The 10,441-nt window shown below is 49.5% G+C and carries 8 protein-coding genes; 3 read left to right on the top strand and 5 right to left on the bottom strand.

Annotation, left to right across the window (positions count from 1 at the left end; genetic code table 11):
• Nucleotide 1: 1 nt before the first annotated feature.
• Nucleotides 2-184 carry a hypothetical protein gene (locus Q0X25_RS05430; RefSeq protein WP_298579644.1) on the bottom strand — a complete coding sequence of 61 codons (183 nt, stop codon included), beginning with the start codon at nt 182-184 and terminating at the stop codon, nt 2-4.
• A 199-nt stretch (nt 185-383) separates the two neighbouring features.
• Here Q0X25_RS05430 and Q0X25_RS05425 point away from each other — a divergent pair, with 199 nt between their 5' ends.
• Complete coding sequence (locus Q0X25_RS05425) at nt 384-2,306, top strand: DUF3825 domain-containing protein (RefSeq protein ID WP_298579642.1); 1,923 nt, start codon at nt 384-386, stop codon at nt 2,304-2,306.
• 195 nt (nt 2,307-2,501) lie between these two features.
• Nucleotides 2,502-3,980, top strand: a complete 1,479-nt coding sequence (locus Q0X25_RS05420) for a hypothetical protein (RefSeq protein WP_367270402.1) — start codon at nt 2,502-2,504, stop codon at nt 3,978-3,980.
• Between the two features lie 189 nt (nt 3,981-4,169).
• Here the strand turns inward: Q0X25_RS05420 and Q0X25_RS05415 are convergent, their stop codons facing one another.
• Complete coding sequence (locus Q0X25_RS05415) at nt 4,170-5,060, bottom strand: MarR family winged helix-turn-helix transcriptional regulator (protein WP_298579639.1); 891 nt, start codon at nt 5,058-5,060, stop codon at nt 4,170-4,172.
• Nucleotides 5,061-5,318: 258 nt separating this feature from the next.
• On the opposite strand from Q0X25_RS05415, the gene Q0X25_RS05410 reads away from it, so the two are divergent.
• Nucleotides 5,319-6,533, top strand: coding sequence for a cation diffusion facilitator family transporter (locus tag Q0X25_RS05410; RefSeq protein WP_298579636.1), 1,215 nt, complete (start codon nt 5,319-5,321; stop codon nt 6,531-6,533).
• Here the strand turns inward: Q0X25_RS05410 and Q0X25_RS05405 are convergent.
• From Q0X25_RS05405 to Q0X25_RS05395, 3 genes are all read right to left on the bottom strand, one after another.
• Nucleotides 6,505-7,581, bottom strand: coding sequence for an ABC transporter ATP-binding protein (locus Q0X25_RS05405; protein WP_298579633.1), 1,077 nt, complete (start codon nt 7,579-7,581; stop codon nt 6,505-6,507). The two genes, Q0X25_RS05410 and Q0X25_RS05405, sit on opposite strands and share 29 nt — an antisense overlap.
• Before the next feature lie 2 nt (nt 7,582-7,583).
• Nucleotides 7,584-9,311 carry an iron ABC transporter permease gene (locus tag Q0X25_RS05400; protein ID WP_298579631.1) on the bottom strand — a complete coding sequence of 576 codons (1,728 nt, stop codon included), beginning with the start codon at nt 9,309-9,311 and terminating at the stop codon, nt 7,584-7,586.
• Nucleotides 9,312-9,404: 93 nt separating this feature from the next.
• Nucleotides 9,405-10,441: ABC transporter substrate-binding protein (locus Q0X25_RS05395; protein ID WP_298579626.1), on the bottom strand; the 1,037-nt coding region annotated here is incomplete at its 5' end.

The raw sequence follows: 10,441 nt of genomic DNA, 5'->3' as shown, positions 1-10,441 counted from the left end.
ATTAGAATAACGGTCTCGTGGGCTCGGAGATGTGTATAAGAGACAGTCCCCACACATCTTCTAGCAAAAGTAAAAAAATTACGACACAGATGGCAAAAATCACTGAGCGTCGGTTTGCCCACGCAAGGCGTCGGCCCTTCTTGGCCACTTCTTGGGCTTCTTGTGAAAGTAACTCGGTATCCATTCAAAATCTCCACTCGCCGCTCATGTAGGCGATACCTATTTTGTCCAATAATTCTTTGTGTATCCTTAACTAAGCATAAAGGCATCGTAACGCCGCAAACGTATGTCTTCCGCAGACGCTACCATAAGGTAGGTACAACGCCAGATTTGAACTCGTACAACTCCTCACAAGAGTTGTTTTACAGCTTTGAGAGGATATTATGACATCGAAAATGAGTACAGAAAACGCGCTTTATTTGTATCGCCTCTTTCTTGAGGCCTTTGGCCAGGGCAAGCAAATCTTTTTGCCCCGCATCGCAGAAGTATTGCAAGCGGATGACATTACAGCGTATGACTTAGACTGCGAGTCTGTGCCAGAGCTTTTGGAAAAACTTGAGTTTGTGACCCTAACCAAGTTTAAGGGCGGACGCGTATATGCCACACTACAGGCGTACCCTCAGTTTGATGAAGCATTGGCCGCACTAACAACAGCTGCTGAAGATGAAGCACCCAAAAAAACAGGCAAACCTTGGAAGCGCAAAAAGGCTCAAATGAGACCTGTACATCCCCCTCATCATGAGCCGCCAAACCCCCTGCATGAAGAAGCAACAGAAGAAAAGTCTGCCGCATCTGAGCTCGTCACTAAGGCCGAATCCGAGAAAACACCTGCCAAAAAATCTGTGCAGGATGAAAGAGCTGTGGCAAAGACAATAGTTCAAGGCGAGCTTGAGCAAAGCCAGGCTGCCGATGTTCCTGACGAAGCGGCAGCAAAAACTGAAAATGAAACTACCTCTGAGGTCAAAAATACAAATGAGACTAACACTACCCTTCTGACCCCTCAACCCTCAATTCGTCTCACTATTGTTTCCAAATCTGAGACTGATGTAGGCAACCTAAAGGAAGAAAGCATCTCAGAAGAGGCACGTGTTCTGAAAGAAGATCTACTTCCCAAATCCGAACACATCAGTTCTGCACCTCATCCTACGCCTCAGGCTGTTATGTCTACCCCTAGTGTTCCCACGCAAAGTGCTGCAGAGCGTGTTTTGCCCAAGCAATTCTGGCTTGAGGTACGCTGTCCTGAAGAACTCATAAGCAAGCTCGCCCTAGCGCTACCCTTCGGTGCTGATGTCCTATCAACACTTGAAGAAGATTGGCAGGTCGCTCGTGCCACTGGCAATGTGAGTTACACGCGCAATGATGCCCACTTCCCCTTGCGCTATCACGATGCCGGTAAAAAACCTGTTGAGGTGTATCTCAAACGCAGTAATGGTCTAAACGCAGGCAAGCGCTGGATTATCTCCGATGTCCAGACGCATACAGATCACAAATCAGCTCCCAAGTATAAAGAGCTAGCCGCAACCCCTCGCACAACACAGGACTTCTGGATGGCAATCTCTGCCACCTCTTTGGCACCCTATCGTCGTCGTAACCTCGCCTTAGAACTCTCTAGACATCTGCATTTCGAAAGCTGGGCAGAATTTTGTCAAAGCTTTTCCCTGCTTGCAGCTCATGAAGCTTGGGGCGAGACAGACGAGGATAACCTACCAATTCTGCGTGAATATCTCAGTGTCAACTTTGTTCGCGCACTTGAACAAAACCGCATCGTAGTATCTGCCGACGGCAAACAAAAACTCTGGAATACTGGTCTGGTAGATGCGGATTACCAAGCGATTTTCTGCCTCATGAATGTAGTCTCTGACACAGAGTCTGGGCCTGCAGAATTCGTCGCGGCGCTTACGGCGACAGACCCTCGCATCACCAGCTGGGAGATGCTCCCTGCTCCTGCAAGTTATATCTCTTCTCTCGAGGACCTCTATCTGCCATACAAAACTACAGTTCTCGACAATCCCCGCGCAGACGTTACTACAGAAGCCTGCATGCGCGCGCTCGCTCGCGCAAAAGCCTCCTTCCGTGAACTCGCACTCATTTGGGATCCCCAAACAGGTGAAAATTACCTGTTGCTTCCACTTGAAGAAACCACGGCCAAGCAGGGAAAACCCCAAGTGAACGCAGCGCTTATAGCCCAATACCAAGCAGGTCGTCTACGCCCCTTGAAAACGCTTTGCTTGCGTGATGCCTATGCATGCGCTCGTGTGGTATCAGCTCAAATGCCTCACTGGCTCTCAGGAGCCCTTAAAGCCTGACACAGCACGCCTACCCATCACCCAACGATGTGGTCTATCAAGTCTTTAGCTACGAAAACTTTCGACCAAACCACTGCAAAATCATAGATGCAAGGCTGTCCTGGTTGAGGGGTAGAATCTAAGGCAGAACACAAGATGGAGCAGCTGGATGTACAGCAGCGCTCCATACACTAAATTAGCACCACAAGGAGCACCATGAACGTTAGTCAAGCTATTGAACTTGCCGGCTCTTTTTTTATTCCTGACTTTCTTCTTGCCGACGGTCTTTCCGCCGTTGAATCAGAGCGCCTCAAGACCGAGGAAGCCATTAAGGTACTGTGTGATGACTGGTTTGCACAACCCTTGGGCAAGGAGTCTTTCTCCTTTGATTTAGTGCGTGAGCTAGCCGACCGCAATCGCACGCTCTGTGACCTAGTAGAAACCTCCGATGCACCAGAGGCGGTTGCCCTCGCCACCCGTCGTGCCGAATCCAACAGCCCTAATCTTTCACGCGGTATGGCTGACTTTGACCTTATCCATGGCGTAGCTGCACTACAGCATCGCTCGTTTAAGAAGGTTGCACGCGAAGTTGGTGGCAATATGGACAATCTTGCCGTGGTCTATGTTGCCGCCCCCGTCAAGGGTACCGTCGTTGGTCTTGACCTCGAAACTACGGGGCGCAATCCTGACCGTGGCTATATCATCAATATTGGCTGGGCAACCATGGAACTCACGCCCGAAGCAACTCCTAAAAATGAACATGCTGTCTACTGTGGACTTCCTGATGTGTGGGCAGGTCGCAAGATTCCGATGGAACGTGTTCACCACATTACTTCCGATATGCTTGCTGACAAAAAGCCCCTGCGTCAGGACAAAGCACTACAAAAGCAATTAGTAGCGCTGCTTTCTCGGTATCCTTTTATGGCGCACAATGCTTCATTTGAGGATTCCTGGATGATGCTGCACCTCAACGGCTATGCCGAAGCACGCAAAGCAGGCAAGATTATTCCTATCGACACACGTGATATTTGCCGTCGCATTGACAAGGATATGGTGGGGCTACCCCGCGAATCTCGTCCTGCTTCACTAGAAAACTGGGCACGACGCCGCGGCACCTTGGATACCGGAGAAGTTGAAAAACACCTTGGTCTTGATGATACCAACCTGATGCTACGCACCGTACAAGCTGAGTTTGTTCTCCGTAATATGTTTGTGAACCCCACGCATGCAGAAGCCGCATCCCCAAACACAAGCACCGCTCACAAAAAGGTGGGCACTGCGACCACAACGACAAAACCATACGATGCAAAGCATACACAGACAAAGCGCTCGCCCCAGCTCAAAACTGCAAGCAAAAAACTTGAACAAGCGCTTCTTGAGCCTCTTGCTGCAGTTGCACTCGGAGGCTCTCTTGAACTTGCAAATTGGTCTGCTTCCTGGCTTACTCAGGCGGCATCCCAACTACCTGAACATCTTAAGGTAGCTGTACGAATAGGAAGTGTTGAGCAGGGGGATTTTGTTGCCTCTATTGCAGGCGAAAGCAATGCAAATCCACAGGTCATCCAAGCACGCCTGAGCGTAGTAGATCAAACTGGTTTAGCTCACGGACTTGCCTGCTTTGCAGTAGCGCTCGCCCAAGTGAGTGCTACTGGCAAACTTCCTACGCACTCCATCTCGCTTGCCTGCTTTAGTTAGCAGCAGCTTTCTTTAACAATGCACCTGTTATAGCCACACTGTAACAAGATGGTTCATCTCTCGACTTTTAGAAAAATCTGACCTGCAGTTTTGCGCTTGCCACGTCCGAAACTCGAACCATCTGTGATTGGCAGCAAAAAAGCACCCCTTGAGAAGGGGTGCTCAAGACGCGCACATGTCGCAAAACTTTTAGTTGCCGCTACCGAAGCTGCGACCATGACTGCTGCTACCAAAGCCTCCGCTACGGCGAGCACCAAAGCGTTGGTTGCCACGGTCATTGCGCTCATAGCGAGCGCTATGATTGGGGCGATTAGCACGGAAGCCGCCGCGGTCATTACGCTCACCGCGAAAACCGCCACGATCTCTGCCACGCTCATCACGACCACCACGATAAGCAGCCTGGTCACCACCACGCCTATCATCACGACCAGGGAAGCCACCACGGCCCCCGCTGCGCCTATTGTCATCGTGCCTGCCAGCAAAACCACCACGGTCATTGCCGCGGAAGCTTCCACGAGGTCCCCGATCCTCATCACGCAGACCCAAAGCCTCCAATGCTGCGTTAAGACCTTTAAGCAGTTCAACCAAATCCCTACGGTCTTCTTCAGCAAAGCCAGGAATCAAAGCAGGTTCTACACTATCAACACTCTCACCCTCAGATGCACCCCTGCCTTCCTCGGTTAAAGAGACTCGTACTATACGCATGTCAGGTTCTTCGGGCTGCACACGAGTAACGAGACCGCGCTTCTCAAGACCAGCAAGCAGCTCGTCCAAAGCACGCAGGCGAGTACCCATCAGCTCTGCCATTTCTTTTTGTTCCATCTCAGGCTTGAGAGTCAACATTTTGAGAGCACGCTGACCCTCTCGATCGCGCTCAGCAGCATCGCGGCGCTCGTCACCCATCATGCGCTGACGCTGACGCATCAAACGAGATGCCTTCATCAACTCGTCCATAAACAACGTATCATCATCTGTCTTGCTTGCTGCGGAGCCATCCTTTATTGACTCTGTCATCTTTGGCTCTTGAGCCCATTCAGGCAAATTCTCGCGTGCTGGATCCATCATCTCGTTGGCGTTCATATACCTTCATCTTTCTTCCGGCGCTCCCGCACCCGCGCTTCCGCACGACCCCGACCCCATGTCGAGGTTTTTTCGGACAGCCAACTGCTGCCAAAGCAAGTCTAAACTACCCAGCCAACATCCCTTGTAAACACAGCCGATTCACACGAATGGATCCTGCTTATATACAAGATGCACAGCTTTATCAATCTCTGTAGCTATAAAAAGGACAAGCGGAGGGTACACTGTTTGCTAATTGTCGCTAGCTATGGAGAACTCATGTCCAAAAATCCACAACAAAAAGCAGAGCAGAGCAAACAGCCACTCGACCGCATTGCAATCGGTCGCCATGCAAGCATTGTCTGTATCATCTGCAATGTTACGTTAGCTACTGCAAAAGCTCTTGCAGGTATTGCAGCAGGTTCTGTCTCGGTCATAGCAGACGCAGTCAACAACCTCTCGGATGCTTCGAGCAATATTATCTCGCTCATTGGCTTCCAACTAGCTGGCAGACCTGCTGATGCTGAGCATCCCTATGGGCATGGTCGCTACGAGTATGTTGCAGGCCTGGTAGTGGCACTGCTCGTCATGGCAATGGGCCTTGAGCTACTCAAAAGCTCTATTGAAAAACTCATCTACCCCAGTCCAACTGATTTTGGGATACTCACGGGCGTTGCTTTACTTGCTTCTATCTCACTTAAGCTCTGGATGATGCATTACACACGCAAGGTGGGCAAGCAGATCTCCTCTAAGACTCTCGAAGCAGCAGCTATTGACTCTCGCAACGACACCCTTACGACCACAGGAGTGCTCATCGCTGTCCTCATTACCCGTTTAACTGGCATTAATCTTGATGGATGGGCTGGCCTTGCGATGTCTGCTTTTGTTATCTATAGCGGCATACAGCTCGTCAAAGACACAGTTGACCCTTTGCTGGGCCACGCCCCTAGCGCACAAAAAGTTGAGCACATCCGTCGTCGCATACTTTCCTATCCAGGAGTGCTTGCAACCCATGATCTCATGGTACATGATTACGGTCCTGGTAGGCAGTTTGCCAGTGCACATGTCGAGATGGCAGCTGAGCGCAACCCCCTTGAAACCCACAAAATCGTTGACCAGATAGAGCAGGACTTTCTTTCCCAAGATGGCCTTCATCTGGTATTGCACTACGATCCCATCATCACCTGCGACCCCGAGCATACCTATTTACACAACAGCATCGCCCACCGCATACGCTCAATCGATCCCCGCCTAACCATCCACGATATACATGTCAAGGGTTCACTTAATGACAAAAAAGCGGGCGCGACAATCTCTTTTGATTGCATGCGCCCACAAGGCTTACCGATGACAGACGATGAGCTACGTGAGGCTTTGAATAGGGTACTCAAGCCTCTTATTGGCAATAGCACACTCTCAATCATTATTGACGAGGGCTACCTACACATTGCCGATGCTGCTAACTCTAAAGAACATGAACATCCTCAGGGTTAAAGTCCACATATGCTGTGTCACCCACGTTGTAAATCTTTTTGTTACGAGGGTTATATACCGCAAGTTTAACCAGCGCATGACCAATACGGACATGATAGTTTTGATATGCGCCCATAAAGCGAGAGAGTACAACCTCACTTTTAAGCAGACCATGATCCGCCAAGGTCAATGCCTCGGGACGCAACACCAGTGTTGCATCGGCGCCCAGCCCTAGATGACTGACAGCTGTCACAGGAACCTTGAAGCCCTCGGTCTCCACAACACCCGTATCACCCATTTTTTCGGAAAGCTTGCCACGAAGGAAGTTTGACTCACCAATAAAGTCAGCCACAAATTCATTAGCGGGATGGTTGTATACCTCGTGCGGACCGCCAATCTGGGTGACTATACCCTTTTTCATAATGATGATTTGGTCGGCAATGGCCATCGCTTCGGACTGATCATGGGTAACGTAGACTGCGGTGATACCCGCCTCTTGCTGGATACGGCGAATCTCGGTACGCATATCCACACGCAATTTGGCATCAAGATTGGAAAGTGGCTCGTCAAAAAGCAGTACACCCGGCTCGATAACAAGGGCACGAGCCAACGCAACACGCTGCTGTTGACCACCCGAAAGCTGGTTGGTCATGCGATCTTCCATGCCTTCAAGACCCACAAGCGCCATGATGTGCTCAACCTTATCTTTGATGATTGCTGCATCAAGCTTGCGCAACTTAAGGCCATAGGCGATGTTGTCAAAAATATTGTAGTGCGGCAGCAACGCATAGCTCTGAAAGACCATCGCTGTATCGCGTTTGTTGGGTGTGAGCTTGTTGATGGGGGCCTCACCCATAAAAATCTCACCCTCATCGGGACTCTCAAAACCTGCAATCATACGCAAAATCGTAGTTTTACCACAGCCTGAAGGGCCCAACAGACAGGTAAATGAGCCTGGTTCCATCATCAGATTTGCATCTTGTACGGCATAAAAATCTTTACCCGTTTTGGGGTCTTGATAAATTTTGGAGACATGTTCCAAACGAACACTCTGCTTTTCCTTGGCCATTGTTAGTCCTCCTCAACGCGGCTGGCGACACTATTTTTGCCCCAACGCTTGATGATTGCATTCATGATGAGTACGGATGCGTAGGTGATAATAATCAAGATGGTGGCAAAAGCGCAGGCGATACCATACTGACCCTTACCTGCAAACTCGTTAATCTGGACAGTAATCATCAAAATCCTGGGCGAAACCAACAGAATAACTGCTGAAATTGCAGTAATTGAGCGGACAAACGTTGTCACAAAGCCCGAGAGGAACGAGTCTTTAATCAGTGGCAGCGTCACCGTCTTGAATACGGTGAAACTATCAGCGCCCATATCGTAGGCACTTTCCTCAATAGACTTGTCAATTTGGCGCAAAGCCGAGATACCCGAGCGTGTACCCGTAGGCAGAGATCTCACCACAAAGACGATAATAAGAATGGCAGCAGAGTTATAGATGCTCTGCAAAAAACCTGTACCAAAAACACCACCGACAAAGCCACGAATATAACCAACGCCCAAAACAGTACCAGGCACAGCCATGGCCAGCATAGAAACAAATTCAATAAAGCCCTTGCCATAGAAGTTTCTCTTGACCACAAGATAAGAAATAATCATCGAGAACAAGGCTGTAATTGGACTAGCAATGAGTGAAAGTAGGAACGAATCTTTGAACGCCTCAAGACCATGATACTTATTAAATACCATGTCAAACCAGCGCAGAGTGAGCGAATAATCACGACCCCAGGTCTTGAAGAGCGCACCCAGAGGCACGCAGGCATACATCACCACAACAAATACCGCAATGACACCGCAGATAATAGCGAGCGGCAGTCGCACTGAACTATCAGTGATAGACATACGTGCACGACTGGCTTTACCGCTGAGGGTCGCCGTACTCTTGGCCTCAAGTACATACTTTTGCACAAGAAACATCACGAGCGTAATACAAAGCAAAACCACTGCCATTGCAGAGGCGCCCTGCTTGTCATAGGCACCGGTAATCTGCAGATAGATAGTAGTTGCTAGCGTATCGTAGGAGCCACCGATAATCATCGGGTTTGCAAAGTCAGCAATCGACTCAATAAACGTCACTAAAAATGCATTGCCCAAACCAGGCAAAATCAGCGGCAAAGTCACTGAGGTAAAGACTTTCCAACGAGAAGCTCCCATATCACGGGCGGCTTCCTCAAGAGAAGGATCGATGTTGCGCAGCAAACCACGCAACATCATGTAGCACACGGGGAAGAAGGTCAAAGTCTGTACCGCTAGAATGCCCCAAAAACCGTAGACATTGTTGTCGTAAATACCCAAAATTTGGCGAGTTATCAGGCCTGACTTGCCAAAGAGCAAAATGATAGACAGAGACAACACAAAGGGAGGCGAGACAACAGGCAGCATGGAGACCACCTTGAAAAGTCCCGTCAAAAACTTTGTCTTGAGTTCAACATACTCCTCGACATAAGCAAATAGCAAACCAACCAGTGCCGACAGGATTCCAACGACAAAACCTACCTTCAACGTATTTGAGATTGCATGATTGAAGGACGGCATATTAAAAATGCGTTGGAAGACCTCAAGGGACAAGCCTTTATTGGTAATAATGGAGTCCACCAGCAGTATCGCAAGCGGGTACAGGATGAACAGCGCAAGCAGGGCAATAAGCACCACAATGGTGGTTACCATGACAGGGTCGCCAAAAAATTTTGCCCTATCAAGTGCGGCACCTTGCTTTGTCTTAGCCTTTGCCATGAGGCAATCTACCTCCCATCGGCAGTTAGGGCCAAGCGGGTATATGCCCACTTGGCCCTAAAAATCAAAACTCAAAAAAACAATCAACGGGCCTTATTCGGTCTTAAAGCGATCGTCGCCGCCGCCTAGGGCCTGCATAAGGTCGTTCTTGTACTTCTCGCTGTTCTGCTTTGCATCCTCAAAGTCATACTTCATGACATTGTCGGGATCAAGGCCGTACTCTGTGGCAACCTTGGGCTGCTCAACATCGTCAATAACAAGGAACTGATAAGAACCATTGCTCTGGGCAAGGCCGACGCACTCAGGGCTCAAGGCATACTCAAGCCAAAGCTTTGCCGCATTGGGATGAGCACAACCAGCAAACATTGCCGTAGCACCGATCTCATAGGATGCGCCAGAGCTGGGAACCTGCAGACCAATATTGTCATAGCCGTTGTCAACAATCTGGTAAATAGCATCGTGAAGCATGCCAATACCAATGGTGCACTCTGCAGTACCCACCGATTTGGAAGGTCCAGAACCAGATTTGGTGTACTGAGCGATATTCTTATCAAGTTTCTTTAGGAACTCGATACCAGCTTCCTCGGAGCCCTTCTTTTGAATCATGGTATTCAAGAAAAGCAAGGCCGTACCAGAGGTGTTGTAGTTGGCCATCCAGACAAGACCCTTGTACTTCTCATCAAGCAGGTCATCGTAGTCCTTGGGAGCATCGAGCTTCAGGCGCTCAAGTTCCTCTTTGTTGTACATGATGCCCAAGATGCCTTTGTAGATGCCATACCAGTCATTCTCGGTGGATTTATAGGACTCATCAATAAGGTGTTTGGCATTTTCTGGATCATATTTCTCAAGCAGACCCTTGGAGGAAGCAACATTGTAAGGATCAGTCGTGCCGCCAAACCAAACATCACCAGAAGGCTTGCCCTTTTCCTCCTCAATCTTTGCCTCTACCTCTTCGGTAGACAGGCGCTGATAGGAAGTCTCAATGCCATAAAGCTCCTGGAAGTGGTTGCAGACAGCCGCGCCATAGTCTTCCTCACAGGAAACGTAGACAACGAGGGAACCTTCCTTCTTGGCTGCATCAATCAGCTCGGCGCTCGCACCAACAGGATCTTTTTTGGAGCCACCGGCAG

The sequence above is a fragment of the uncultured Olegusella sp. genome, assembly GCF_947253395.1.
In the GTDB taxonomy this organism is placed as follows: domain Bacteria; phylum Actinomycetota; class Coriobacteriia; order Coriobacteriales; family Atopobiaceae; genus Olegusella.
Note: the sequence above shows the minus strand (reverse complement) of the source record. Positions and strands in the feature narration are given on the sequence as shown.

What these genes read in the sequence shown, in the direction of transcription:
- Q0X25_RS05430 (WP_298579644.1), bottom strand. Translation starts at nt 184, where the DNA reads ATGGATACCGAGTTACTTTCACAAGAAGCCCAAGAAGTGGCCAAGAAG.
- Q0X25_RS05425 (WP_298579642.1), top strand. Translation starts at nt 384, where the DNA reads ATGACATCGAAAATGAGTACAGAAAACGCGCTTTATTTGTATCGCCTC.
- Q0X25_RS05420 (WP_367270402.1), top strand. Translation starts at nt 2,502, where the DNA reads ATGAACGTTAGTCAAGCTATTGAACTTGCCGGCTCTTTTTTTATTCCT.
- Q0X25_RS05415 (WP_298579639.1), bottom strand. Translation starts at nt 5,060, where the DNA reads ATGAACGCCAACGAGATGATGGATCCAGCACGCGAGAATTTGCCTGAA.
- Q0X25_RS05410 (WP_298579636.1), top strand. Translation starts at nt 5,319, where the DNA reads ATGTCCAAAAATCCACAACAAAAAGCAGAGCAGAGCAAACAGCCACTC.
- Q0X25_RS05405 (WP_298579633.1), bottom strand. Translation starts at nt 7,581, where the DNA reads ATGGCCAAGGAAAAGCAGAGTGTTCGTTTGGAACATGTCTCCAAAATT.
- Q0X25_RS05400 (WP_298579631.1), bottom strand. Translation starts at nt 9,311, where the DNA reads ATGGCAAAGGCTAAGACAAAGCAAGGTGCCGCACTTGATAGGGCAAAA.